Source organism: Streptomyces misionensis (assembly GCF_900104815.1).
In the GTDB taxonomy this organism is placed as follows: Bacteria; Actinomycetota; Actinomycetes; order Streptomycetales; family Streptomycetaceae; genus Streptomyces; species Streptomyces misionensis.
The window spans coordinates 4,618,544-4,643,583 of the sequence record NZ_FNTD01000004.1 but is presented as its reverse complement, the minus strand read 5'-3'; the positions used below and the strand labels follow the sequence as shown (position 1 = coordinate 4,643,583).

The 25,040-nt window shown below is 70.6% G+C and carries 20 protein-coding genes; 2 read left to right on the top strand and 18 right to left on the bottom strand.

The features are described 5' to 3' along the window. From pntB to BLW85_RS22755, 4 genes are all read right to left on the bottom strand, one after another. Positions 1-1,476, bottom strand: coding sequence for a Re/Si-specific NAD(P)(+) transhydrogenase subunit beta (gene pntB, locus BLW85_RS22770; RefSeq protein ID WP_074992985.1), 1,476 nt, complete (start codon positions 1,474-1,476; stop codon positions 1-3). A 4-nt stretch (positions 1,477-1,480) separates the two neighbouring features. Further along, positions 1,481-3,022 carry a Re/Si-specific NAD(P)(+) transhydrogenase subunit alpha gene (locus BLW85_RS22765; RefSeq protein WP_074992984.1) on the bottom strand — a complete coding sequence of 514 codons (1,542 nt, stop codon included), beginning with the start codon at positions 3,020-3,022 and terminating at the stop codon, positions 1,481-1,483. Between the two features lie 486 nt (positions 3,023-3,508). After that, a complete protein-coding gene (recQ, locus tag BLW85_RS22760; protein WP_074992983.1) occupies positions 3,509-5,500 on the bottom strand; it encodes a DNA helicase RecQ in 1,992 nt (663 codons plus the stop codon). Between the two features lie 163 nt (positions 5,501-5,663). Continuing rightward, positions 5,664-6,587 (bottom strand): ketopantoate reductase family protein, encoded by a 924-nt coding sequence (locus BLW85_RS22755; protein ID WP_070025340.1) that lies wholly within the window; start codon positions 6,585-6,587, stop codon positions 5,664-5,666. 205 nt (positions 6,588-6,792) lie between these two features. On the opposite strand from BLW85_RS22755, the gene BLW85_RS22750 reads away from it, so the two are divergent. Then, positions 6,793-7,335: a hypothetical protein gene (locus BLW85_RS22750; RefSeq protein WP_070025339.1), complete on the top strand. Its 543-nt coding sequence runs from the start codon at positions 6,793-6,795 to the stop codon at positions 7,333-7,335. 86 nt (positions 7,336-7,421) lie between these two features. Here BLW85_RS22750 and nuoN read toward each other — a convergent pair whose 3' ends face one another. From nuoN to BLW85_RS22680, 14 genes are read right to left on the bottom strand one after another with little or no spacing between them, the layout of a single operon-like run. Further along, positions 7,422-9,071, bottom strand: coding sequence for an NADH-quinone oxidoreductase subunit NuoN (gene nuoN, locus BLW85_RS22745; RefSeq protein WP_070025338.1), 1,650 nt, complete (start codon positions 9,069-9,071; stop codon positions 7,422-7,424). Further along, entirely contained in the window at positions 9,068-10,639 is a 1,572-nt protein-coding gene (locus BLW85_RS22740; protein ID WP_070025337.1) for an NADH-quinone oxidoreductase subunit M, read from the bottom strand. Before BLW85_RS22740 ends, nuoN begins: the two co-directional genes overlap by 4 nt. A 5-nt stretch (positions 10,640-10,644) precedes the next feature. Next, positions 10,645-12,591 carry an NADH-quinone oxidoreductase subunit L gene (gene nuoL, locus BLW85_RS22735; protein ID WP_074992982.1) on the bottom strand — a complete coding sequence of 649 codons (1,947 nt, stop codon included), beginning with the start codon at positions 12,589-12,591 and terminating at the stop codon, positions 10,645-10,647. Between the two features lie 15 nt (positions 12,592-12,606). Then, complete coding sequence (nuoK, locus tag BLW85_RS22730; protein ID WP_070025335.1) at positions 12,607-12,906, bottom strand: NADH-quinone oxidoreductase subunit NuoK; 300 nt, start codon at positions 12,904-12,906, stop codon at positions 12,607-12,609. After that, complete coding sequence (locus BLW85_RS22725; protein WP_070025334.1) at positions 12,903-13,745, bottom strand: NADH-quinone oxidoreductase subunit J; 843 nt, start codon at positions 13,743-13,745, stop codon at positions 12,903-12,905. The genes nuoK and BLW85_RS22725 overlap by 4 nt, the downstream gene beginning before the upstream one ends. Beyond that, on the bottom strand, positions 13,742-14,344 hold the full coding sequence (gene nuoI, locus BLW85_RS22720) for an NADH-quinone oxidoreductase subunit NuoI (RefSeq protein ID WP_070025333.1): 603 nt from the start codon (positions 14,342-14,344) through the stop codon (positions 13,742-13,744). The genes BLW85_RS22725 and nuoI overlap by 4 nt, the downstream gene beginning before the upstream one ends. Beyond that, entirely contained in the window at positions 14,337-15,713 is a 1,377-nt protein-coding gene (gene nuoH / locus BLW85_RS22715; RefSeq protein ID WP_070025332.1) for an NADH-quinone oxidoreductase subunit NuoH, read from the bottom strand. Before nuoH ends, nuoI begins: the two co-directional genes overlap by 8 nt. Next, positions 15,710-18,214 carry an NADH-quinone oxidoreductase subunit G gene (locus tag BLW85_RS22710; protein WP_074992981.1) on the bottom strand — a complete coding sequence of 835 codons (2,505 nt, stop codon included), beginning with the start codon at positions 18,212-18,214 and terminating at the stop codon, positions 15,710-15,712. The genes nuoH and BLW85_RS22710 overlap by 4 nt, the downstream gene beginning before the upstream one ends. Beyond that, positions 18,211-19,560 (bottom strand): NADH-quinone oxidoreductase subunit NuoF, encoded by a 1,350-nt coding sequence (gene nuoF, locus BLW85_RS22705; protein WP_177330096.1) that lies wholly within the window; start codon positions 19,558-19,560, stop codon positions 18,211-18,213. The genes BLW85_RS22710 and nuoF overlap by 4 nt, the downstream gene beginning before the upstream one ends. Further along, positions 19,557-20,423, bottom strand: coding sequence for an NADH-quinone oxidoreductase subunit NuoE (gene nuoE, locus BLW85_RS22700; RefSeq protein ID WP_070025329.1), 867 nt, complete (start codon positions 20,421-20,423; stop codon positions 19,557-19,559). The genes nuoF and nuoE overlap by 4 nt, the downstream gene beginning before the upstream one ends. Next, entirely contained in the window at positions 20,420-21,745 is a 1,326-nt protein-coding gene (locus BLW85_RS22695) for an NADH-quinone oxidoreductase subunit D (protein ID WP_070025328.1), read from the bottom strand. Before BLW85_RS22695 ends, nuoE begins: the two co-directional genes overlap by 4 nt. Beyond that, positions 21,742-22,497, bottom strand: a complete 756-nt coding sequence (locus tag BLW85_RS22690) for an NADH-quinone oxidoreductase subunit C (RefSeq protein ID WP_070025327.1) — start codon at positions 22,495-22,497, stop codon at positions 21,742-21,744. Before BLW85_RS22690 ends, BLW85_RS22695 begins: the two co-directional genes overlap by 4 nt. Beyond that, positions 22,494-23,048 (bottom strand): NuoB/complex I 20 kDa subunit family protein, encoded by a 555-nt coding sequence (locus BLW85_RS22685; protein WP_009190037.1) that lies wholly within the window; start codon positions 23,046-23,048, stop codon positions 22,494-22,496. Before BLW85_RS22685 ends, BLW85_RS22690 begins: the two co-directional genes overlap by 4 nt. Before the next feature lie 15 nt (positions 23,049-23,063). Continuing rightward, positions 23,064-23,423 carry an NADH-quinone oxidoreductase subunit A gene (locus tag BLW85_RS22680; RefSeq protein WP_030494815.1) on the bottom strand — a complete coding sequence of 120 codons (360 nt, stop codon included), beginning with the start codon at positions 23,421-23,423 and terminating at the stop codon, positions 23,064-23,066. A 742-nt stretch (positions 23,424-24,165) separates the two neighbouring features. On the opposite strand from BLW85_RS22680, the gene BLW85_RS22675 reads away from it, so the two are divergent. Then, positions 24,166-24,993 carry a C40 family peptidase gene (locus BLW85_RS22675; protein WP_079172392.1) on the top strand — a complete coding sequence of 276 codons (828 nt, stop codon included), beginning with the start codon at positions 24,166-24,168 and terminating at the stop codon, positions 24,991-24,993. Positions 24,994-25,040: the final 47 nt, after the last annotated feature.

Below are 25,040 nucleotides of genomic sequence, written 5' to 3'. Positions count from 1 at the left end.
CTACACCGCGGCGTGCGCCGTCCGGGCCGCGGAGAGTGCCCCCACGATGTCGTCGACCCGTGTCTTGGCGTCGCCGAAGAGCATCTGGGAGTTCTCCCGGAAGAACAGCGGGTTCTGCACGCCCGCGTAACCGGTGGCCATGGAGCGCTTGAAGACGACGACGTTCCGCGCCTCCCAGACCCGCAGCACCGGCATGCCGGCGATCGGGCTGGCGGGGTCCTCGGCCGCGGCCGGGTTGACGGTGTCGTTGGCGCCGATGACCAGGACGACGTCGGTCTCGGCCAGGTCGTCGTTGATCTCGTCCATCTCCAGCACGATGTCGTAGGGCACCTTCGCCTCCGCCAGCAGCACGTTCATGTGCCCGGGGAGCCGCCCGGCGACGGGGTGGACGCCGAAGCGGACGTCGACACCGCGCTCGCGCAGCAGGCGGGTCAGCTCGGCCACCGGGTACTGCGCCTGGGCGACGGCCATGCCGTAGCCCGGCGTGATGACCACGCTCGACGCGGTGGCCAGCAGTTCGGCGGTCTCCTCGGCCGAGATCTCGCGGTGCTCGCCGTGCGCGCCGCCGTCGGAGGCCGTGGCCTCGATGCCGAAGCCGCCGGCGATGACCGAGATGAACGACCGGTTCATCGCCTTGCACATGATGTAGGAGAGGTAGGCACCGGAGGAGCCGACCAGGGCGCCGGTGACGATCAGCAGGTCGTTGTCGAGCAGGAAGCCCGAGGCCGCCGCGGCCCAGCCGGAGTAGCTGTTGAGCATCGAGACCACGACCGGCATGTCACCGCCGCCGATGGAGGCGACCAGGTGCCAGCCCAGGGCCAGGGCGACCAGGGTGATCAGCCCGAGGACGAGCGTGCCCGTGCCGTCGGTCCGGTCGTGGGAGACGACGACGTAGGCCGCGGTGAGTCCCGCGAAGACGACGAGCGCGCCCACGTTGATGAGGTTCTTGCCCGGCAGCATCAGCGGGGCGCCCTTGATCCGCGCCGAGAGCTTGAGGTTGGCCACGATCGAGCCGGTGAAGGTGACCGCGCCGATGAAGACGCCGATGGCGATCTCGGCGTTGTGGATGTGCCACAGCGAGATCGGCGACTCGGACGGTGCGCGGGCCAGCAGGCCCTCGCGGTGGCCGACCCAGCCGATCAGCACGGCGGCCAGACCGACGAAGGAGTGCAGCAGCGCGATCAGCTCGGGCATGCCGGTCATCCGGACGATCCGGGCACGCCACAGGCCGATCACCGCGCCGACCAGGACGGCGACGAACATCAGGACGATGCCGAGCGTGCTGTTGTCGCCGGCCTGGTCGTGGCCGTCCTCGATGACGTGGACGATGGTGGCGACCAGGGCGACGCCCATGCCGGCGACGCCGTAGACCCAGCCCTGCCGGGCGCTTTCGTGTCTGGACAGTCCGGCGAGGCTGAGGATGAAGAGCAGCGCGGCGATGATGTACGCCGCGGTGGCCATGGCGGAGACGGTCATGTCGTCAGTTCCCCCTGCTGAACATGGCGAGCATGCGGCGGGTCACCGCGAAGCCACCGAAGATGTTGATGGAGGCGAGCAGGACGGCGAGGACCCCGAGCGCCTGCATGAGGTGGTCGGGGAACCACACCTTCAGCAGCGCGCCCACGACGACGACGCCGGAGATGGCGTTGGTGACGCTCATCAGCGGGGTGTGCAGGGCGTGGTGGACCTTGCCGATCACGTAGTAGCCGATGACGATCGCGAGCATCAGCACGGTGAAGTGCTGCGGCAGCGGCGCCGGGGCGAAGGCGACCACCAGCCCGAAGACGAGGATGCCGGCCAGGGTCAGGGCGACCCTGGTGCCGGCGTCCATCGGCGCCTTCTTTTCCTTGGCGGGTGCCTCGGGGGCCGGCCGCGGCTCGGCGGCGGGCGCCGCCGAGACCTGCACGGGCGGCGGCGGCCAGAGCTTCTCGCCGTCCTTGACCACGGTGATGCCGCGCTGCACGACGTCGTCGAGGTCGAGCACGGTCTTGCCGTCCTTGCCCGGGGTGAGCAGCTTCATCAGGTTGACCAGGTTGGTCCCGTACAACTGCGAGGCCTGGGTGGGCAGACGGCCGGCGAGGTCGGTGTAGCCGAGGATGACCACGCCGTTGCCGGTGACGATCCGCTGCCCGGGTTCGCTGCCCTCGACGTTGCCGCCCATGCCGGCGGCCATGTCGACGATCACGGAGCCCGGCTTCATGCTCGCCACGTCGGCGGCCGTGATCAGCCGCGGTGCCGGGCGCCCCGGGATCAGCGCGGTGGTGATGATGATGTCGACGTCCGCGGCCTGCTCGGAGTAGAGCTTCGCCGCGGCCTCGTTGTAGCGGTCCGAGGTGGCCTTCGCATAGCCGTCGGACGACCGCTGCGCCTCCTCCTCGACCACCACCGGGAGGTACTCGCCGCCCAGCGACTTCACCTGATCGGCCACCTCCGGGCGGGGGTCGGTCGCGCGCACCACCGCGCCCAGCGACGAGGCCGCGCCGATCGCGGCCAGACCGGCCACACCCGCGCCGGCGACGAGCACCTTCGCCGGCGGCACCTTGCCCGCGGCGGTCACCTGGCCGGTGAAGAAGCGGCCGAACTCGTGGGCCGCCTCGACCACCGCCCGGTAGCCGGCGATGTTGGCCATGGACGAGAGCACGTCCAGCGACTGGGCGCGGCTGATGCGCGGCACCGCGTCCATCGCCAGCACCGTGATCGGTCTCGCCGCGAGCGCGTCGACCAGTTCGGGGTTGAGGGCCGGCGCGAGTGTGGAGATCAGGGTGGCGCCGTCCTTCGGCTTGCCCACCTCGTCCATCGACGGGCCGTTGACCCGGAAGACGATGTCGGCGCCCCACGCCTCCTCGCCCGTGCCGATCCGCGCCCCTGCCTCCTCGTACGCCGCGTCGGCGAAGGCGGAGAGTGCCCCGGCCCCCGACTCGACGAGCACGTCGTACCCGAGTGCCGTCAGTTGTCCGACCGTCGCCGGTGTCGCGGCGACGCGTGTCTCCCCTGCTGGTTCGCGAGGGACTCCAATGCGCATGGGAGTACTCCAATTCAGCTCGGTTGCGCCTCCGAGCGGAGCGGTGCGCGGTCGGCTCGGAGGCGCCGGCGGGGTCCCGCACAGGATGCAGGTCGGCGGACCCGCGTGTCACTAAGCAGTCACCGTTGCCGGTGACTTCGTGAGGTGCCTTCGGAGGCGGCCGTTGCGGGTGTGGTGGAAGCTCGTCGCCCGCCGGTGGCGCGGGGCACAGGTCGACGGCGTGGCGGGCGCCGGGGTTCGGGTGTGGCCCGGCGGTGACGTCGTGGGCACGCCGGCGCGCGGCACGCCGGATCTCGTGGGCTGTGCCTGGGCTGTTCGGGGTGGTCGACCGCTATGGCGCGGGCGCCGCGAGGCCGTGCGGACCGTCGAGTCGCCTCGCTGCGCCCCGGCACGGGCGGCCGGTGGCGGAGCGGCAGGCGAGTCCGAGCGGGCCGGGCCGACGGACCGGCCCGCTCCGTCACGCAGCGGAGGCGGGAGGGGAGGCCGTTACTCCCAGAAGTCCGGCTCGTCCTCCGGGGCCGGCCAGTCGTCGTCCGCCGGTGCCTCCTCGGGGACGGGCGCGGCGGCGGGCGCCGCGGGGCCGTCCACGGAGGCCAGCACGGAGAGGACCTCCTCGCCGTACGTCACCAGCTTCTTCTCGCCGACCCCGCTGACCGTGGCCAGTTCCCGGATGGAGCGCGGCATCAGGGAGACGATCGCGCGCAGGGTGGCGTCGTTGAAGATGATGTACGGCGGAACGCCCTGCTCCCGGGCCTGGCCGGTGCGCCAGGCCCGCAGCGCCTCGAAGGCGGGGAGCAGTTCCTCGGGCAGCTCGGCCGCGGCGGCCTTGGCCTTGCCCCCGCCCGACCCGCCGGCCGGCCTGGACCGGGAGGCGGCCGGCCGCTTCGGCTCCTTGCGCAGCGGAACCTCCCGCTCGCCGCGCAGCACCGAGCCGCTCGCCTCGGTGAGCACCAGCGTGCCGTACTCCCCCTCGACCGCGAGCAGGCCCTGGGCCAGCAGCTGCCGGATGGCGCCGCGCCACTCGCCCTCTTCGAGGTCCTTGCCGATGCCGAAGACGGACAGCTGGTCGTGGTCGAACTGGATCACCTTGGCGGTGCGCTTGCCGAGCAGGATGTCCACGATCTGGAGGGCGCCGAACTTCTGTCCGCGCTCGCGCTGCAACCGCACCACCGTGGACAGCACCTTCTGCGCGGCGACGGTGCCGTCCCAGGTCTCCGGCGGGGTCAGGCAGGTGTCGCAGTTGCCGCAGCCCGTCGCGTCCGGCTCCTGGCCGAAGTAGGCGAGCAGCTGGCCGCGCCGGCACCGGGCGGTCTCGCACAGGGCGAGCATCGCGTCGAGGTGGGCGGCCGCGCGGCGCCGGAACGCCTCGTCGCCGTCGCCGGACTGGATCAGCTTGCGCTGCTGCACCACGTCGTTGAGGCCGTACGCCATCCAGGCCGTGGACGGCAGCCCGTCGCGGCCCGCGCGGCCGGTCTCCTGGTAGTAGCCCTCGATGGACTTGGGCAGGTCCAGGTGGGCCACGAAGCGGACGTCGGGCTTGTCGATGCCCATGCCGAAGGCGATGGTCGCCACCACGACCAGGCCGTCCTCGCGCAGGAACCGGGACTGGTGGGCGGCGCGGGTGCCCGCGTCCAGGCCCGCGTGGTACGGCACCGCCTCGATGCCGTTGGCGCTCAGGAACTCCGCGGTGCGCTCCACCGAGTTGCGCGAGAGGCAGTAGACGATGCCCGCGTCGCCCTGGTGCTCCTCGCGCAGGAAGGCGAGCAGCTGCTTCCTCGGGTCGGCCTTGGGGACGATCCGGTACTGGATGTTGGGCCGGTCGAAACTGGCCACGAAGTGGCGGGCCGCGGGCAGGTTCAGCCGCTGGGTGATCTCCTCGTGGGTGGCCCGGGTCGCGGTGGCCGTCAGGGCGATCCGCGGGACGTCCGGCCAGCGCTCGCCGAGCAGGCTCAGGCTGAGGTAGTCGGGGCGGAAGTCGTGGCCCCACTGGGAGACGCAGTGCGCCTCGTCGATCGCGAAGACGGAGATCTTGCCGCGCGAGAGCAGGTCCAGGGTGCTGTCCAGGCGCAGCCGCTCCGGCGCCAGGTACAGCAGGTCCAGCTCGCCGGCCAGGAACTCGGCCTCGACCGTCCGCCGCTCGTCGAAGTCCTGGGTGGAGTTGACGAAGCCGGCCCGGACACCGAGGGCGCGCAGGGCGTCCACCTGGTCCTGCATCAGTGCGATCAGCGGCGAGACGACCACGCCGGTACCGGGTCTGACCAGGGCCGGGATCTGGTAGCACAGCGACTTGCCGCCGCCGGTCGGCATGAGCACCAGGGCGTCACCGCCCGCCACCACATGCTCGATGATCGCTTCCTGCTGGCCCCGGAAGGCCTCGTACCCGAAGACCCGGTTGAGGGTGGCCAGCACCTCGCTGCCGGCCGCGCCCAGCTCTTCGGTCACCGTTGGCATCTCGCTGATCCCGCCCGTCGCTTCCATCGTCCTGTCCCCCGCCGGTCCCCCGCGTGCCGCCCTTCGACCACTGCCTCAACGATAGGGGGCCGCACCGACAGTCCCGGAGTTATCCACAACTCGCGAACACCAGTGCGATTCCAGGCGAGGGAAAGGGGCCCGGCGATGATCACCGCCGGGCCCCGCCCGACTAGTGCCCGGCCGCCGCGATCTCCCGTACCAGCCTCGTCGTCACCGGCACCGGTACGCCGTGGCGGTCGGCGGCCCGCAGCAGTGCGCCGCCGATGGCGTCGAGCTCCAGGGGCCGGCCCGCCTCCGCGTCGCGCTGCATGGAGGACTTGGTCTCGGGCGGGAAGGCGTCGTAGCGCGCCAGGGCGCCGGCGGGGTCGACGGGGCACCCGCAGGCGCGGCTCACCGCGGCGGTCTCCGCGACCAGGCCCTCCAGCTCCTCCCGGTGGCGGGTGCGGGCCTCGCCGAGCGGAAGGCCGTACCGGGTGGTGAGCAGCGCGAAGGGGGCGAGGAAGGACATCTTCTCCCACAGTGTCCTGGTCTCGTCCGCCACCACCCGGGCCGTCGTCCCCGCCTCCGACAGCGCCTTCGCGAGGGTTTCGAGGCGGGCGTGGCCGGCCGGGCCGGCGGCCAGGTCGATCTCGGCGAACGGGCTGCCGTGTTCGATCACGACCGGCCCGGTGCCGTCGGACGGCAGGCGGGTGGACTCCACCCGGATCGCCGCGGCGGCCACCCGGTCGGCACCGTAGCGGGCGCGCAGGACGGCGGGGTGCTCGACGCCGTTCAGGAACGGCACGACCAGGGCGTCGCCGAGCGCGGCGGGCGTCACCCGGGCGAGCGCGTCGTCCAGCGTGGTGTGCTTCACGGTGATCAGGCAGGCGTCCACCGGCTCGCGCAGTTCGGTGTCCGCCTCCACCGCGGCCCGGAAGTCGCCGAACCGCCGGCTGCGGACCTCGATCCCGCCGTCGCGCAGGGCGTCGGCCGTGGCCTCGCGGGCCAGGCAGACGACCCGGTGGCCGGAGCGGGACAGCAGGGCGGCCAGCAGACCGCCGACGCCTCCCGCGCCCAGGATGGCCACGGTGGGCTTGCTCGTCGTGAGCGTCATGACATCGTCCTCTCGTCGGTCGGCCCCGATGACCGGTGGCCGCCTTCACGGCGATCTTGCCAAAGCCGTGCGCCGTTCGGGTGAGAAGCGGGAGAAACGATCCGGGCCCCGCGTCACCCGAACGGCCGCCCCGGATGGCCCGGTGACCTGCCCCGGCACAAGCTGCTCGGTGCGACCCCGTCTCCTCCCCAAGGAGCCCCGCACGATGCCCGCTCACCTCGTCAAGGCCGCCCTCGCCCTCGCGTCCACCGCAGGCCTCACCCTCGTGACGGCCCCCGCCCACGCCGACCAGGGCCCCGTCGACGCCTCCGTCTGGAAGCAGTTGGCGCCCACCGTGTCGGCCACCGCGAAGTACCGGTACGTCCCCCTCGCGCTGGCCGCCGGGTACAAGCCCAACCCCTGCACCATGGACATGAACGACGGCAAGGGCGCCATGGGTTACCACTACATCGACCCCAAGCTCTACGGCTCCCTCGACCCGGTGAAGCCCGCCGCCCTGCTCTACGAGGACGACGGCAGGGGCGGGCGCCGGCTCACCGGGGTGGAGTGGATCGTGAAGGCCGGCAAGAACACCGCGCGGCCCACGATGTTCGGGCGGAAGTTCGAGGGCCCGGTCACCGCGCACCACAACTCGACCATCCCGACCCACTACTCGCTGCACGCCTGGCTCTACAAGAAGAACCCCAGCGGACTGTTCTACGAGTGGAACCCCGACGTGAAGTGCCCCTACCCGGGCGCGCCCGGCTGACCGTACGACGGCCGCCGTACCGTCCCGCGCGAAGGCCCCGGCTCCGCAGGGAACCGGGGCCTTCGCGTGCCGTGCGGCACGGCGGCTCAGCGCACGAACACGCCCGCCTGGCTCGCCAGGTCGAGGAAGTACTGCGGCGCCACGCCCAGCACCAGCGTGACCGCCACGCCGATGCCGATCGCCAGCGTGGTCAGCGGCGACGGCACGGCCACGGTCGGGCCCTCGGGCTTGGGCTCGCTGAAGAACATCAGCACGATCACGCGGATGTAGAAGAACGCCGCGATCGCCGAGGAGATCACACCGATGACCACCAGCGGGACCGCGCCACCGGCCGCCGCCGCCTTGAAGACGGCGAACTTCCCCGCGAAGCCGGACGTCAGCGGGATGCCGGCGAAGGCCAGCAGGAACACCGCGAAGACCGCCGCGACCAGCGGGGAACGCCGGCCGAGCCCCGCCCACTTGGACAGGTGGGTCGCCTCGCCGCCCGCGTCCCGCACCAGGGTGACCACCGCGAACGCGCCGATGGTCACGAACGAGTAGCCGGCCAGGTAGAAGAGGACCGACGACACACCGTTCTTCGAGGTGGCGATGACACCCGCGAGGATGAATCCGGCGTGCGCGATGGACGAGTACGCCAGCAGCCGCTTGATGTCGGTCTGGGTGATCGCGACGATCGCGCCGCCCAGCATGGTGACGATCGCGACCGCCCACATCACCGGCCGCCAGTCCCAGCGCAGCCCCGGCAGCACGACGTAGAGCAGCCGCAGCAGCGCGCCGAACGCGGCCACCTTGGTCGCCGCCGCCATGAAGCCGGTCACCGGGGTGGGCGCGCCCTGGTACACGTCGGGCGTCCACATGTGGAACGGCACCGCGCCGACCTTGAACAGCAGGCCCATCACGAGCAGGGCGCCGCCGATGAGCAGCAGCGCGTCATTGCCCATGGTGCCCGCCAGCGCCGGGCTCACATCGGTGACCGAGCCGTCCACGACCTGGGCGATGCGCCCGTACGACACCGAGCCCGCGTAGCCGTACAGCAGCGCGATGCCGAACAGGGTGAACGCGGAGGCGAACGCGCCGAGCAGGAAGTACTTGACCGCGGCCTCCTGCGACATCAGCCGCTTGCGGCGGGCCAGCGCGCACAGCAGGTACAGCGGCAGGGAGAAGACCTCCAGCGCGACGAACAGCGTCAGCAGGTCGTTCGCCGAGGTGAACACCAGCATGCCGGCGACGGCGAAGAGCAGCAGCGGGAAGACCTCGGTGGTGGTGAACCCGGCCTTGACCGCGGCCTGTTCGCCCTCGCCGCCCGGCACCGCGGCGGCCTGCGCCGCGAAGGAGTCGACCCGGTTGCCGTGGGCCGCCGGGTCCAGGCGCCGTTCGGCGAAGGTGAACAGCCCCACCAGGCCGGCCAGCAGGATGATGCCCTGGAGGAACAGCGAAGGTCCGTCGACCGCGATGGCGCCCATGGCGGCGATGTGCGCCTTGGTGGTGCCGTACCCGTCGGCGGCGAGCCCGACGACCGCGGCGAACGCGGCGCACAGGGCGACGACCGACACGAACACCTGGGCGTAGTAACGGGATCTGCGCGGGATGAACGCCTCGACCAGCACCCCGACCAGCGCGGCACCGATGATGATCAGCGTCGGCGACAATTGTCCGTACTCGATCTTCGGCGCGCCGATCTGGGGGATGCGGTCCGCCGCGGTTGTCCACAGGCTGTGGACGGCTGGGGTGCTCACTTGACCGCCTCCACCTCGGGCTTGGGGTCCTTCTTCTGGACGTCGGACATGGTGTGCCGCACCGCCGGGTTGACGATGTCCGTCACGGGCTTCGGATAGACGCCCAGGAAGATCAGCAGCACGATCAGCGGCCCCACGACCAGCAGTTCGCGCACCTTCAGGTCGGGCATCGCCGACACCTCGGGCTTCACCGGGCCCGTCATGGTCCGCTGGTAGAGCACCAGGGTGTAGAGCGCGGCGAGGACGATGCCGAAGGTGGCGATGACGCCGATCACCGGGTAGCGCGTGAACGTGCCGACCAGGACCAGGAATTCACTCACGAACGGTGCCAGGCCGGGCAGTGACAGGGTGGCCAGGCCGCCGATCAGGAACGTGCCGGCGAGCACCGGGGCGACCTTCTGCACCCCGCCGTAGTCGGCGATGAGCCGCGAGCCGCGCCGGGAGATCAGGAAACCGGCGACCAGCATCAACGCGGCCGTGGAGATGCCGTGGTTGACCATGTACAGGGTGGCGCCGGACTGGCCCTGGCTGGTCATCGCGAAGATGCCCATGATGATGAAGCCGAAGTGGGAGATCGACGCGTAGGCCACCAGGCGCTTGATGTCCCGCTGGCCGACGGCGAGCAGCGCGCCGTAGACGATGCTGATCAGGGCCAGGACGAGGATCACCGGCGTCGCCCACCGGCTGGCCGCGGGGAACAGCCCGAGGCAGAAGCGGAGCATCGCGAAGGTGCCCACCTTGTCGACCACCGCCGTGATGAGGACGGCGACCGGGGCGGTGGACTCCTGCATGGCGTTGGGCAGCCAGGTGTGCAGCGGCCACAGCGGCGCCTTCACCGCGAAGGCGAAGAAGAAGCCGAGGAACAGCCAGCGTTCGGTGCTCGTCGCCATGTGCAGCGAGCCGTTCGCGCGGGCCTCGGCGATCTGCTGGAGGGAGAAGTTCCCGGCGACCACGTAGAGGCCGATCACCGCGGCCAGCATGATCAGACCGCCGACCAGGTTGTAGAGGAGGAACTTCACGGCCGCGTACGACCGCTGGGTGGACGCCGCCTGCTCGCCCTGGGCGTGGGCCCGGTCCCCGAAGCCGCCGATGAGGAAGTACATCGGGATCAGCATGGCTTCGAAGAAGATGTAGAACAGGAAGACGTCGGTGGCCTCGAAGGAGATGAGGACCATCGCCTCGACCGCCAGGATCAGCGCGAAGAAGCCCTGGGTGGGGCGCCAGCGGCGGCTGCCGGTCTCCAGCGGGTCGGCGTCGTGCCAGCCCGCCAGGACGATGAACGGGATCAGCACGGCGGTCAGCGCGATCAGCGCGACCCCGATGCCGTCCACCCCCAGCTCGTAGCGCACCCCGAAGTCGCTGATCCAGGAGTGGGACTCGGTGAGCTGGTAGCGGGCGCCGCCCGGGTCGAAACGGACCAGGACGGTGATCGCGAGCGCGAGCGTGCCGAGCGAGACGAGCAGGGCCAGCCACTTGGCGGCGGTGCGCCTCGCGGCCGGTACGGCGGCCGTGGCGACGGCTCCCACGGCCGGGAGCGCCGCCGTCGCTGTCAGCAGGGGAAAGGACATCGGTATCAGACCGCCCTCATCAGCAGGGTCGCGGCGACCAGGAGGGCCGCACCGCCGAACATCGAGACCGCGTAGGAGCGGGCGAAGCCGTTCTGGAACCGGCGCAGCCGCCCGGACAGACCGCCGAAGCCGGCCGCCGTGCCGTTGACGACGCCGTCGACCAGCGAGTGGTCGAGATAGACCAGGGAGCGCGTCAGGTGCTCGCCGCCGCGCACCAGGACCACGTGGTTGAAGTCGTCCTGGAGCAGATCGCGGCGGGCGGCGCGGGTGAGCAGGGAGCCGCGCGGGGCGACGGCCGGGACCGGCTTGCGGCCGTACTGCGCCCAGGCGATGGCCACGCCGATCACCAGGCAGACCATCGTGGCCGCGGTGACCTCGCCGGCGCTGACCGGGGAGTGGCCCTCGCTGTGTCCGGTGACCGGTTCCAGCCAGTGCAGGAAGCGGTCGCCGATGCTGAAGAAGCCACCGCCGAGGACCGAGCCGACGGCCAGCACGATCATCGGGATCGTCATGACCTTCGGGGACTCGTGCGGGTGCGGTTCGGTGTGCTCGCCGCGGTGCTCGGCGGCGGGCTCGGCGCTGGGCGCCCCGGGCGAGCGGGTGGGCCGGTTCTTCCAGCGCTCCTCGCCGAAGAAGGTCATCAGCATCACGCGCGTCATGTAGAACGCGGTGATGGCCGCGCCCAGCAGGGCCGCGCCGCCGAGGATCCAGCCCTCGGTGCCGCCCTTGGCGAAGGCCGCCTCGATGATCTTGTCCTTGGAGAAGAAGCCGGACAGGCCCGGGAAGCCGATGATGGCGAGGTAGCCGAGGCCGAAGGTGACGAAGGTGACCGGCATGTACTTCCTGAGGCCGCCGTACTTGCGCATGTCGACCTCGTCGTTCATGCCGTGCATCACGGAGCCCGCGCCGAGGAACAGCCCGGCCTTGAAGAAGCCGTGCGTCACCAGGTGCATGATCGCGAAGACGTAGCCGATGGGGCCGAGCCCCGCGGCCAGCACCATGTAGCCGATCTGCGACATGGTCGAGCCGGCCAGCGCCTTCTTGATGTCGTCCTTGGCGCAACCGACGATCGCACCGAAGAGCAGCGTGACCGCGCCGACCACGGTGACGGCGAGCTGCGCGTCCGGCGCCGCGTTGAAGACGGCCGCGGAACGGACGATCAGGTAGACGCCCGCGGTCACCATGGTCGCCGCGTGGATCAGGGCCGAGACCGGGGTCGGGCCCTCCATCGCGTCGCCCAGCCAGGACTGGAGCGGCACCTGGGCGGACTTGCCGCACGCGGCGAGCAGCAGCATCAGGCCGATCGCGGTGAGCTTGCCCTGGGAGGCGTCGCCCGTGTGGCCGAAGACCGGACCGAAGGCGAAGCTGCCGAAGGTGGTGAACATCAGCATGATCGCGATCGACAGGCCCATGTCGCCGACGCGGTTGACCAGGAACGCCTTCTTGGCGGCCGTGGCGGCGCTGGGCTTGTGCTGCCAGAAGCCGATCAGCAGGTAGGAGGCGAGGCCGACGCCCTCCCAGCCGACGTACAGCAGCAGGTAGTTGTCGGCGAGGACCAGCAGCAGCATCGCCGCGAGGAACAGGTTCAGATAGCCGAAGAAGCGGCGGCGGCGCGCGTCGTGCTCCATGTACCCGACCGAGTACAGGTGGATCAGCGAGCCGACGCCGGTGATCAGCAGCACGAAGGTCATCGACAGCTGGTCGAGGCGGAGGGTGACGTCCGCCTGGAAGCCCGCGACCGGGATCCAGCTCCACAGGTGCTGGATCAGGGTGCGGTGTTCGGCGTTCTTGCCGAGCAGGTCGGCGAAGAGGAGCAGGCCGAACACGAAGGACGCGGTGGACAGCAGGGTGCCGATCCAGTGGCCGACGCGGTCCAGGCACCGGCCGCCGACCAGGAGGACGGCCGCTCCGAGCAGGGGCGCCGCGATGAGCAGCGCGATCAGTTTCTCCACGATTCTCCCGACCCCTTACAGCTTCATCAGGCTGGCGTCGTCGACCGAGGCCGAGTGGCGGGTACGGAACAGCGACACGATGATCGCGAGGCCCACCACGACCTCCGCGGCGGCCACGACCATCGTGAAGAAGGCGAAGACCTGGCCGTCGAGGTTGCCGTGCAGCCGGGAGAAGGTGACGAACGCGAGATTGCAGGCGTTCAGCATCAGCTCGACGCACATGAAGACCACGATCGCGTTGCGCCGGATCAGTACGCCGGTCGCGCCGATGGTGAACAGCAGACCGGCGAGGTACAGGTAGTTGACCGGGTTCACTTCGACGCCTCCTCGGGCCGCTTGAACGTCTCCGGTTCGATCGGCGTCCGCTCCAGGCGTTCCTCGGAGCGCTGTTCCAGCGCCCGCAGGTCGTTGAGGGCGTCGGTGGACACGTCCCGGATCTGGCCGCGTTCGCGCAGCGTCTTGCTGACGGTCAGCTCGGAGGGGGTGCCGTCGGGCAGCAGACCCGCGATGTCCACGGCGTTGTGCCGGGCGTAGACACCGGGGGCGGGCAGCGGCGGCACGTGCTTCCCCTCGCGCACACGCTGTTCGGACAGCTCGCGCTGGGTCTTGGCGCGCTCGGTGCGCTCGCGGTGGGTGAGCACCATCGCGCCGACGGCGGCCGTGATCAGCAGGGCGCCGGTGATCTCGAAGGCGAAGACGTACTTGGTGAAGATGAGGGCGGCGAGTCCCTCCACGTTGCCGTTGGCGTTGGCCTGGCCGGTGCCGGCGAAGTCCTTCAGGGAGGCGTTGGCGATCCCGGCGAGCAGCAGCACGCCGAAGCCGACCCCGCACAGCAGGGCCAGCCAGCGCTGGCCCTTGATGGTCTCCTTCAGCGAGTCCGCGGCCGTGACGCCGACGAGCATCACCACGAACAGGAACAGCATCATGATCGCGCCGGTGTAGACGACGATCTGCACGATGCCCAGGAAGTAGGCGCCGTTGGCGAGGTAGAACACCGCCAGCACGATCATGGTCCCGGCGAGGCTGAGCGCGCTGTGCACGGCCTTCTTCATGAAGACGGTGCACAGGGCGCCGATCACCGCGACGGTGCCGAGGACCCAGAACTGGAAGGCCTCGCCGGTGGAGGTCGTGTAGGCGGCGAGCTGCGCGCTCATGCGTCCACCCCCTGGTCCTCTTCCTTCTCCCCCTTGGAGACGGCGACCTGGCGGACCGTGCCGGGCGCGGCCTCGGTGACCAGGCCCCGGTAGTAGTCCTCCTCGGTGGTGCCGGGGAAGATCGAGTGCGGCGTGTCGACCATGCCCTCTTCGAGGCCGGCCAGCAGCTGCTCCTTGGTGTAGATGAGGTTGGCGCGGCTGGAGTCGGCCAGCTCGAACTCGTTGGTCATCGTCAGCGCGCGGGTGGGGCACGCCTCGATGCACAGCCCGCACAGGATGCAGCGGGCGTAGTTGATCTGGTAGACGCGGCCGTAGCGCTCACCGGGCGAGTAGCGCTCCTCGTCGGTGTTGTCGGCGCCCTCCACGTAGATGGCGTCGGCGGGGCAGGCCCAGGCGCACAGCTCGCAGCCGACGCACTTCTCCAGGCCGTCCGGATGGCGGTTGAGCTGGTGCCGTCCGTGGAAACGCGGAGCGGTGGTCTTCTTCTGCTCCGGGTACTGCTCGGTCAGCCGCTTCTTGAACATGGCCTTGAAGGTCACGCCGAAGCCGGCCACCGGGTTCTGGAAACCGGGCTTGATCTCCTTGGGCTCCTCAGCCATCGGACGCCTCCTTTCCATCCGTTGTTCCGTCCGAAGTTCCGTCACCGACAGTGTCGGGCCCGCCACTGACAATCAGCTCCCGCTCCCGGCGCGGGCGGCGCCTGGGCACCGGCGGCAGCTCCTGTCCGGGCATCGGCGGCACCGGGAAGCCGCCCGCCATCGGGTCGAAGCCGCCCGGTGCGGGGGCGGTCCGCGCCTCGGCCTGCCCCCGCTCGCGGAACATGTCGACGACGAAGGAGATCAGCAGCAGGGCGAGCACTCCGCCGCCCACGTAGAGGGCGATGTCGGCGAAGTCGTAGTGCTGGTTGCGCAGTGCCCGCACCGAGGCGACCAGCATCAGCCAGGTCACCGAGACCGGGATCAGCACCTTCCAGCCGAGCTTCATCAGCTGGTCGTAGCGGACCCGCGGCAGGGTGCCGCGCAGCCAGATGAAGAAGAACAGCAGCAGCTGCACCTTGACGACGAACCAGAGCAGCGGCCACCAGCCGTGGTTGGCGCCCTCCCAGAAGGTGCTGATCGGCCAGGGGGCGCGCCAGCCGCCGAGGAAGAGGGTGGTGGAGACGGCCGAGACCGTCACCATGTTCACGTACTCGGCGAGCATGAACATCGCGAACTTGATGGACGAGTACTCGGTGTTGAAACCGCCCACCAGGTCGCCCTCGGACTCCGGCATGTCGAAGGGGGCCCGGTTGGTCTCGCCGACCATGGTGACGATGTAGAGCAGGAAGGAGACCGGCAGCAGCAGGATGTACCAGCGGTCGTGCTGCTGGGCCACGATGGTCGACGTCGACATGGAGCCCGAGTAGAGGAACACCGAGGCGAACGCGGCGCCCATGGCGATCTCGTACGAGATCATCTGCGCGCAGGACCGCAGGCCGCCCAGGAGCGGGTACGTCGAGCCGGAACTCCAGCCCGCCAGCACGATCCCGTAGATGCCGACCGAGGCGACCGCGAGGATGTAGAGCAGGGCGATCGGCAGGTCGGTCAGCTGCATCGTGGTACGGGTGCCGAAGACGGAGATCTCGTGGTCGGCGGGGCCGAACGGGATCACCGCGATCGCCATGAAGGCCGGGATGGCCGCGACGATCGGCGCGAGGACGTAGACCACCTTGTCCGCGCGGCGGACGATCAGGTCCTCCTTCAGCATCAGCTTCACGCCGTCGGCGAGCGACTGGAGCATGCCCCAGGGGCCGTGCCGGTTGGGTCCGATGCGCAGCTGCATCCAGGCGACGACCTTGCGCTCCCAGACGATGGAGAACAGCACGGTCACCATCAGGAAGGCGAAGCAGAAGACGGCCTTGACGACGACCAGCCACCAGGGGTCGCGGCCGAACATCGAGAGGTCTTCAGCGGCGAGGTACGGGCTCATGCCTCCACCTCCTTGGGGGCGGTGTCGGCGGGGGCCGCCGGGCCGATGCGGACGAGGTTGCCGGGCTGTGCCCCGGTGTCGGAGGCGACGCCGCCGCCGACGGAGTTCAGCGGGAGCCAGACCACCCGGTCGGGCATCTCGGTGATCCGGAGCGGGAGTTCGACGGTTCCGGCGGGCCCGGTGACGGCGAGCACGGACCCGTCCGCGACGCCGGCCTCGGCGGCCGTGGCGGCCGACAGGCGCGCGCGTGCGGCGTGCCGGGTGCCGGCCAGCGCCTCGTCGCCCTCCTGGAGGACGCCCTGGTCGAGCAGCAGCCGGTGCCCGGCGAGCACGGCCTCGCCCGCGGCCGGGCGGGGCGGCGCGCCCGCGGACTCTTGGGGCTCCGCGGCGCGCGGGCCGTTCCAGGGGCCGAGCCGGTCGATCTCCGCGCGGACGGTGCGCAGGTCCGGCAGCCCCAGGTGGACGTCCATGGCGTCGGCCAGCATGTGCAGGACGCGCGCGTCGGCCGGGGGCAGGCGGCGGGTCATCTGGTCGGGCTTGAGCGCGGCCTCGAAGGAGCGCACCCGGCCCTCCCAGTCGAGGAAGCTGCCGGGCTTCTCGGCGACCGCGGCGACCGGCAGGACGACGTCGGCGCGTTCGGTGACCTCGCTGGGCCGCAGCTCCAGCGAGACCAGGAAGCCGACGTTGTCCAGCGCCTCGCGCGCGCGGGCCGGGTCGGGCAGGTCGGCGACCTCCACGCCGGCGACCACCAGGGCCGACAGCAGGCCGTCGGCGGCGGCCTCGACGATCCGGCCGGTGTCGCGGCCGTAGCCGAGCGGCAGGTCGGCGAGGCCCCAGGCGGCGGCGACCTCCTCGCGGGCGCGCGGGTCGGTCGCGGGGCGGCCGCCGGGCAGCAGCGCGGGCAGCGCGCCGGCCTCCAGGGCGCCGCGCTCACCGGCCCGGCGCGGGATCCACACCAGGCGGGCGCCGGTCGCGGTGGCGGCCCGTACCGCGGCGGTGAACCCGCCGGCGACCGAGGCCAGCCGCTCCCCCACGACGATGACGGCGCCCTCGCCGCGCAGCGCCTCGGCGGCCCGGGTGCCGGGCGCCTCCAGGCCGACGCCGCTCGCGAGCGCGTCCAGCCACTCGGTCTCGGTGCCGGGCGCGGCCGGCAGCAGCGTGCCGCCCGCCTTCTCCAGGCCCCGGGTCGCGTGGGTGGCCAGCGAGAACACCTGCTGCTTGTGCCTGCGCCAGGCCTTGCGCAGCCGCAGGAAGACGCCGGGCGCCTCCTCCTCCGACTCGAAGCCGACGAGCAGGACGGCGGGCGCCTTCTCCAGGGCGGTGTACGTGACGCCCGTGCCGTCGAGGTCGACGCCCCGGCCCGCCACCCGGGAGGCGAGGAAGTCGGCCTCCTCGGCGCTGTGCGCGCGGGCGCGGAAATCGATGTCGTTGGTGTCGAGGGCGACGCGCGCGAACTTGCTGTACGCGTAGGCGTCCTCGACGGTCAGCCGGCCGCCGATCAGCACGCCGGCCCGGGAGCGGGCGGCGGTCAGACCGCGTGCGGCGGCCTCCAGCGCCTCCGGCCAGGACGCGGGCTCCAGGACCCCGTCGGCGCCGCGCACCAGCGGGGTGTCGAGGCGGTCCCCCAGCTGCGCGTAGCGGAACGCGAAGCGTCCCTTGTCGCAGATCCACTCCTCGTTGACCTCGGGGTCGTTGGCGGCCAGCCGCCGCATGACCTTGCCGCGCCGGTGGTCGGTGCGGGTGGCGCAGCCGCCCGCGCAGTGCTCGCACACCGACGGCGAGGAGACCAGGTCGAACGGGCGGGAGCGGAAGCGGTACGCCGCCGAGGTGAGCGCCCCGACCGGGCAGATCTGGATGGTGTTGCCGGAGAAGTACGACTCGAAGGGGTCGCCCTCGCCGGTGCCGACCTGCTGGAGGGCGCCGCGCTCGATCAGCTCGATCATCGGGTCGCCGGCGATCTGGTTGGAGAAGCGGGTGCAGCGGGCGCACAGCACGCAGCGCTCGCGGTCCAGCAGCACCTGGCTGGAGATCGGCACCGGCTTCTCGTAGGTCCGCTTGCGGCCGTCGAAGCGGGACTCGGCGTTGCCGTGCGACATGGCCTGGTTCTGCAGCGGGCACTCGCCGCCCTTGTCGCAGACCGGGCAGTCCAGCGGGTGGTTGATGAGCAGCAGCTCCATCACCCCGTGCTGGGCCTTCTCGGCGACCGGCGAGGTCAGCTGGGTGCGCACCACCATGCCGTCGGTGCAGGTGATGGTGCAGGACGCCATGGGCTTGCGCTGGCCCTCGACCTCCACGATGCACTGCCGGCAGGCGCCCGCCGGGTCGAGCAGGGGGTGGTCGCAGAAGCGGGGGATCTCGATGCCGAGCTGTTCGGCGGCCCGGATGACCAGGGTGCCCTTGGGCACGCTGATCTCGATGCCGTCGATCGTCAGCGTGACGAGGTCGTCCGGCGGGAGGGCCGCCTCTCCGCCACCCGCGGGAGCGTTGGTGGTCACGGTCATGCGTTCACCTCCGGGCGGTCCGCCCAGGCCGTCGACTTGGCCGGGTCGAAGGGGCAGCCCCGGCCCGTGATGTGTTCCTCGTACTCCTCGCGGAAGTACTTCAGCGAGGAGAAGATCGGCGAGGCCGCGCCGTCGCCGAGGGCGCAGAAGGACTTGCCGTTGATGTTGTCGGCGATGTCCGCGAGCTTGTCGAGGTCGGTCTTCGCGCCCTTGCCCGCCTCGATGTCCCGCAGCAACTGCACCAGCCAGTACGTCCCTTCACGGCAGGGGGTGCACTTGCCGCAGGACTCGTGGGCGTAGAACTCGGTCCAGCGGGTGACCGCCCGCACCACGCAGGTCGTCTCGTCGAAGCACTGAAGCGCCTTGGTGCCGAGCATGGAGCCGGCGGCGCCGACGCCCTCGTAGTCGAGGGGGACGTCGAGGTGTTCGGCGGTGAACATCGGGGTGGAGGAGCCGCCCGGCGTCCAGAACTTCAGCCGGTGGCCGGGGCGCATCCCGCCGCTCATCTCCAGGAGCTGGCGCAGGGTGATGCCGAGCGGGGCCTCGTACTGGCCGGGGCTGGCGACGTGGCCGCTGAGCGAGTAGAGCGTGAAGCCCGGGGACTTCTCGCTGCCCATCGACCTGAACCATTCTTTCCCGTTCTTCAGGATGGCGGGAACCGACGCGATCGACTCGACGTTGTTCACCACAGTGGGGCAGGCGTAGAGGCCCTCCACCGCGGGGAAAGGGGGACGCAGTCGCGGTTGTCCACGGCGGCCTTCGAGCGAGTCCAGCAGCGCGGTCTCCTCGCCGCAGATGTACGCGCCGGCGCCGGCGTGCACGGTGAGGTCGAGGTTCAGTCCGCTGCCGAGGATGTTCTCGCCGAGGTAGCCCGCCGCGTAGGCCTCGCGTACGGCCTCGTGCAACCGCCGCAGTACGGGGACCACTTCGCCCCGGAGGTAGACGAAGGCGTGCGACGACCTGATGGCGTAGCACGCGATCACGATGCCCTCGATGAGGCTGTGCGGGTTCGCGAAGAGGAGCGGGATGTCCTTGCAGGTCCCCGGCTCCGACTCGTCGGCGTTGACCACCAGATAGTGCGGCTTTCCGTCCCCCTGCGGGATGAACTGCCACTTCATCCCGGTGGGGAAGCCCGCGCCGCCGCGGCCGCGCAGGCCGGACTCCTTGACGTAGGCGATCAGGTCGTCCGGCGACATGGCGAGCGCCTTGCGCAGGCCCTCGTACCCCTCGTGCGCCCGGTAGACGTCCAGGGTCCAGGAGCGGTCCTCGTCCCAGAAGGCCGACAGCACCGGCGCCAGCAGCTTCTCGGGGCTGGAGTCCTTGAGTTCGGTGGCCACGGTCATCACTCCCCCTCCTCGGCGGTAGGTCCTGCCGGGTGCGCGGGATCGGAGGCCGAGGTCTCCTGCGGCGCGTCGTGGGAGCTGGGGTGCTCGGCGGGGGACGGCTCGTGCACCGGTCCCCGCGGCGGGTCCTGCGGTCCGCCGCGCGGATGGACCACGCGCGCGGGTGCCGTCTCGCCCTTGGCCAGGCGGAGGCCCACCAGCGAGGCGGGTCCGGCGCTGCCGCCCTCCTCGACGGCCCCGGGCCGTTCGTCGGGGAAGCCGGCCAGGATGCGCGCGGTCTCCTTGAAGGTGCACATCCGCGCCCCGCGCGTGGGCTGTACGGGCCGTCCCGCGCGCAGGTCGTCCACCAGCCGCTTGGCGCCGGCGGGCGTCTGGTTGTCGAAGAACTCCCAGTTGACCATCACGACCGGCGCGAAGTCGCAGGCCGCGTTGCACTCGATGTGCTCCAGGGTGATCTTGCCGTCGTCGGTGGTCTCCCCGTTGCCGACGCCCAGGTGCTCCTGGAGGGCCTCGAAGATGGCGTCGCCGCCCATCACCGCGCACAGGGTGTTGGTGCACACCCCGACCTGGTAGTCGCCGGAGGGCCGGCGCCGGTACATGGTGTAGAAGGTGGCCACCGCGGTGACCTCGGCGGTGGTCAGGCCGAGCATCTCGGCGCAGAACCGCATTCCGGTGCGCGTGACGTGGCCCTCCTCCGACTGCACGAGGTGGAGCAGCGGCAGCAGGGCGGAGCGGGAGTCCGGGTAGCGCGCGATCACCTCGCGCGCGTCCGCCTCCAGACGGGCCCGTACGTCGTCCGGGTAGGCGGGCGCGGGCAGTTCGGGCATGCCCAGGCTGACGCCGTGCTCCGAAGAAGAGGTGGTCACCGGTCGACGCCTCCCATCACGGGGTCGATGGACGCGACGGCGACGATCACGTCGGCGACCTGGCCGCCCTCGCACATCGCCGCCATGGCCTGAAGGTTGGTGAAGGACGGGTCGCGGAAGTGGACCCGGTAGGGGCGGGTGCCGCCGTCGGAGACGGCGTGCACGCCGAGTTCGCCCTTGGGGGACTCCACGGCCGCGTAGGCCTGGCCCGGCGGGACCCGGAAACCCTCGGTGACCAGTTTGAAGTGGTGGATCAGGGCCTCCATGGAGGTGCCCATGATCTTCTTGATGTGGTCGAGGGAGTTGCCGAGTCCGTCCGGTCCCAGGGCGAGCTGGGCGGGCCAGGCGATCTTCTTGTCGGCGACCATGACCGGTCCGGGCTGGAGCCGGTCCAGGCACTGCTCGACGATCCTGAGCGACTGGCGCATCTCCTCGATGCGGATCAGGAAGCGGCCGTAGGCGTCGCAGCTGTCGGCGGTCGGGACCTCGAAGTCGTAGGTCTCGTAGCCGCAGTACGGCTGGGTCTTGCGCAGGTCGTGCGGCAGGCCGGTGGCGCGCAGGATCGGCCCGGTGGCGCCGAGGGCCATGCAGCCGGCCAGGTCGAGGTAGCCGATGTCCTGCATGCGGGCCTTGAAGATGGGGTTCCCGGTGGCGAGCTTGTCGTACTCCGGGAGGTTCCTGCGCATCTTCTTGACGAACTCGCGGATCTGGTCGACCGCGCCGGGCGGCAGGTCCTGGGCGAGTCCGCCGGGGCGGATGAACGCGTGGTTCATCCGCAGGCCGGTGATCAGCTCGTAGAGGTCGAGAATCATTTCACGATCACGGAAGCCGTAGATCATGATCGTGGTGGCGCCGAGTTCCATGCCGCCGGTGGCGATGGCCACCAGGTGGGAGGACATCCGGTTCAGCTCCATCAGGAGCACCCGGATGATCTTGGCGCGCTCGGTGACGTCGTCCTCGATGCCGAGGAGCTTCTCGACGGCGAGGCAGTAGCCGGTCTCGTTGAAGAAGGACGTCAGGTAGTCCATGCGCGTGACGAAGGTGGTGCCCTGCGTCCACGTGCGGAACTCGAGGTTCTTCTCGATGCCGGTGTGCAGGTAGCCGATGCCGCAGCGGGCCTCGGTGACCGTCTCGCCCTCGATCTCCAGGATCAGCCGGAGCACCCCGTGGGTGGAGGGGTGCTGGGGGCCCATGTTGACGACGATGCGCTCGTCGTCGGCGCGGGCCGCGGACTGGACGACCTCGTCCCAGTCGCCACCGGTGACCGTGTAGACGGTGCCCTCGGTGGTTTCCCGGGAGGCTGCTGACTGGGTGCTGCTCACGAGTACGACCTCCGCTGGTCCGGAGCCGGGATCTGGGCGCCCTTGTACTCGACGGGGATGCCGCCGAGCGGGTAGTCCTTGCGCTGCGGGTGGCCCTGCCAGTCGTCCGGCATCATGATCCGCGTGAGGGCCGGGTGGCCGTCGAAGACGATTCCGAAGAAGTCGTAGGTCTCGCGTTCGTGCCAGTCGTTGGTGGGATACACGGAGACCAGGGACGGGATGCGCGGGTCGGCGTCGGGGGCGCTGACCTCCAGGCGGATCAGCCGGTTGTGGGTGATGGAACGCAGGTGGTAGACGGCGTGCAGCTCGCGGCCCTTGTCGTGCGGGTAGTGGACGCCGCTGACGCCGGTGCACAGCTCGAAGCGCAGGGCGGGGTCGTCGCGCAGGGTGCGGGCGACGCGGACCAGGTGCTCGCGTTCGATGTGGAAGGTGAGTTCGCCGCGGTCGACGACCGTCTTCTCGATGGCGTTGTCCGGGAGCAGGCCCTGTTCCTCCAGGGCGCCCTCCAGCTCGTCGGCGACCTCGTCGAACCAGCCGCCGTAGGGACGCGTCGCCGGTCCCGGGAGGCGGACCGAGCGGACCAGTCCGCCGTAGCCGGAGGTGTCGCCGCCGTTGTTGGCGCCGAACATGCCGCGCTGGACGCGGATCTCCTCGCCGCCCTGGCCGCGCTGACCGGGGAGGTTGGAGGCGGACAGGTCCTTCTCCGGGTTCACCCCGTTCGCCCCGCCGTGGGTGCCGTTCGCGTCGCTCACCGCAGCAGCCCCTTCATCTCGATGGTGGGCAGGGCCTTGAGCGCCGCCTCCTCCGCCTCGCGGGCCGCTTCCTCCGCGTTGACGCCGAGCTTGGTGGACTGGATCTTCTGGTGGAGCTTGAGGATCGCGTCCATCAGCATCTCGGGGCGCGGCGGGCAGCCGGGGAGGTAGATGTCGACCGGGACGATGTGGTCGACGCCCTGGACGATCGCGTAGTTGTTGAACATGCCGCCCGAGGACGCGCAGACGCCCATGGAGATGACCCACTTGGGGTTCGGCATCTGGTCGTAGACCTGCCGCAGGACCGGCGCCATCTTCTGGCTGACCCGGCCGGCCACGATCATCAGGTCCGCCTGGCGCGGCGAACCCCGGAACACCTCCATGCCGAAGCGCGCCAGGTCGTAACGGCCGGCGCCGGTGGTCATCATCTCGATGGCACAGCAGGCCAGGCCGAAGGTGGCCGGGAAGACGGACGCCTTGCGCACCCAGCCCGCGGCCTGTTCGACGGTGGTCAGCAGGAAGCCGCTCGGCAGCTTTTCTTCGAGTCCCATGTCTTATATGGCCCCTCAGTCCCATTCCAGGCCGCCGCGCCGCCATACGTACGCGTACGCGACGAAGACGGTGAGCACGAAGAGCAGCATCTCCACGAGCCCGAAAAGCCCCAGGGCGTCGAAGGTGACGGCCCAGGGGTAGAGGAAGACGATCTCGATGTCGAAGACGATGAAGAGCATCGCCGTCAGGTAGTACTTGATGGGGAAGCGCCCGCCGCCGGCCGGCGTGGGGGTCGGCTCGATACCGCACTCGTAGGCTTCGAGCTTGGCGCGGTTGTACCGCTTCGGACCGATCAGCGTGGCCATGACCACGGAGAAGATCGCAAAGCCTGCCCCGAGGGCTCCCAGTACGAGGATGGGCGCATACGCGTTCACCGCTCCTCGCTCCTCTCAGTCGGCACTGACTGCTGGCGGTTCACTGGGCTCACGTCCGCCTCACCGGCCCCACGAACCACGCTCGTCCCGGCGAAGATCGAGAACATGTGAAGCAGGTCACAAGCCCAACTGCCTCGCATCTTATGCCCGCCGCTCTGTGATCTGCGACACGGGATATTCCACAAGCTTTGTGATCTCCACCACCTGACGAAGGATCATGAAGTCGGATGATGGGTGATCTTCATACGCGAAGCGTTCAGTTGATCACCAGAAGTGACAATCCGGCTCGTCGTCGCAGGCTGGAAGGGGCGTCTCAATATCAAGAGAGTTCGCCTGCATGCAAATTCGCCTTGGACGCCCACTCTTGATAGTGGACTCCGTTCACACATCAGGGGGAGCTGGAGGGGGTGATGTGGACGGAGTGAAACCACGTGCACGCGTTCACGAGCTCCGCACGCGCGGGACGCCGGCTCCCGGGTGACCGTTCCGTGACCTCCGCCACACCGGTAACAAGCCGTCAACCACCGGGCTTGGCCAACGACCCCAACCAGTGGTAGGCGGGGGGCAATTCGGGCGTAATGATCAAAGACCGTGATCAAGGGCTTGATCACGGGCGTCCGCAATGTCCGTTACGGCGTCAATAAAGAGCGACACGCCCGGGGTTCAAGGTCTCGATTGGACAACTGTGGCGCAGGACACGTTTCTTGAAGATACGGAGGAGCCCCTGATACCGGTTGTTCCCATGTCCCACACCGCTCACATACGCAGCCACCGGAAGCCCCGCCGCAGCGCGTCGTCCCTCGCGATGCGGGCCGGAGTTGCCGGTGGCGTCCTCAGCACCCTGGCAGTCGCCGGGGCCGCTGGTTCGGCCAGCGCCGCCGAGCCGGTGACGCAGACCCTCGAACTGCCCACCCTGACGGCCGACCTGGCCGCCCAGGCGGCCCAGTCCGCGGACGCCACGCAGCAGGCCGCCGCGAACTACCAGCTCCAGGCCGAGCGCGACGCGGCCGCCGCGAACGCCGCGAAGCAGGCCAAGGCGGACCTCGCGGACGCCAAGCAGAAGGCGGCCGAGGCCAAGAAGAAGGCCGAGGAGGCCGCCCGCAAGGCCGCCGCCGAGCGCGCCTCGCGCAGCGAGGCCCGTACGACGCTCGCCGCCTCCACCGGCGGCTCCGGCTCCGTCTCCACCGGCGTCGACACCGGCTCCTCCACGGCCACCGGCTCCGCCGCGGCCGTCGTCAGCTTCGTCAAGTCGCAGCTGGGCAAGGCGTATGTCTCCGGTGCCACCGGCCCGTCCGCGTACGACTGCTCGGGCCTCGTGCAGACGGCCTTCAAGCAGGTCGGCGTGAGCCTGCCGCGCGTCTCCCAGGACCAGTCGACCGCCGGCACCCAGGTCTCGCTGAGCAACCTCCAGCCGGGCGACATCCTGTACTGGGGCAGCGCGGGCAGCGCGTACCACGTCGCGGTGTACGTGGGCGGCGGTATGTTCGTCGGCGCGCAGAACCCGTCGGACGGCGTCGCGGAGCACCCGCTCTCGTACGACCAGCCGACCGGCGCCGTGCGGGTGCTCTGAACCGACCCGCACCTTTCACGACGCTTCAGGCGTTCTTTCGCAGGGCC

What these genes read in the sequence shown, in the direction of transcription:
- pntB (WP_074992985.1), bottom strand. Translation starts at nt 1,476, where the DNA reads ATGACCGTCTCCGCCATGGCCACCGCGGCGTACATCATCGCCGCGCTG.
- BLW85_RS22765 (WP_074992984.1), bottom strand. Translation starts at nt 3,022, where the DNA reads ATGCGCATTGGAGTCCCTCGCGAACCAGCAGGGGAGACACGCGTCGCC.
- recQ (WP_074992983.1), bottom strand. Translation starts at nt 5,500, where the DNA reads ATGGAAGCGACGGGCGGGATCAGCGAGATGCCAACGGTGACCGAAGAG.
- BLW85_RS22755 (WP_070025340.1), bottom strand. Translation starts at nt 6,587, where the DNA reads ATGACGCTCACGACGAGCAAGCCCACCGTGGCCATCCTGGGCGCGGGA.
- BLW85_RS22750 (WP_070025339.1), top strand. Translation starts at nt 6,793, where the DNA reads ATGCCCGCTCACCTCGTCAAGGCCGCCCTCGCCCTCGCGTCCACCGCA.
- BLW85_RS22740 (WP_070025337.1), bottom strand. Translation starts at nt 10,639, where the DNA reads ATGTCCTTTCCCCTGCTGACAGCGACGGCGGCGCTCCCGGCCGTGGGA.
- BLW85_RS22725 (WP_070025334.1), bottom strand. Translation starts at nt 13,745, where the DNA reads ATGAGCGCGCAGCTCGCCGCCTACACGACCTCCACCGGCGAGGCCTTC.
- nuoI (WP_070025333.1), bottom strand. Translation starts at nt 14,344, where the DNA reads ATGGCTGAGGAGCCCAAGGAGATCAAGCCCGGTTTCCAGAACCCGGTG.
- nuoH (WP_070025332.1), bottom strand. Translation starts at nt 15,713, where the DNA reads ATGAGCCCGTACCTCGCCGCTGAAGACCTCTCGATGTTCGGCCGCGAC.
- BLW85_RS22710 (WP_074992981.1), bottom strand. Translation starts at nt 18,214, where the DNA reads ATGACCGTGACCACCAACGCTCCCGCGGGTGGCGGAGAGGCGGCCCTC.
- BLW85_RS22685 (WP_009190037.1), bottom strand. Translation starts at nt 23,048, where the DNA reads ATGGGACTCGAAGAAAAGCTGCCGAGCGGCTTCCTGCTGACCACCGTC.
- BLW85_RS22675 (WP_079172392.1), top strand. Translation starts at nt 24,166, where the DNA reads ATGTCCCACACCGCTCACATACGCAGCCACCGGAAGCCCCGCCGCAGC.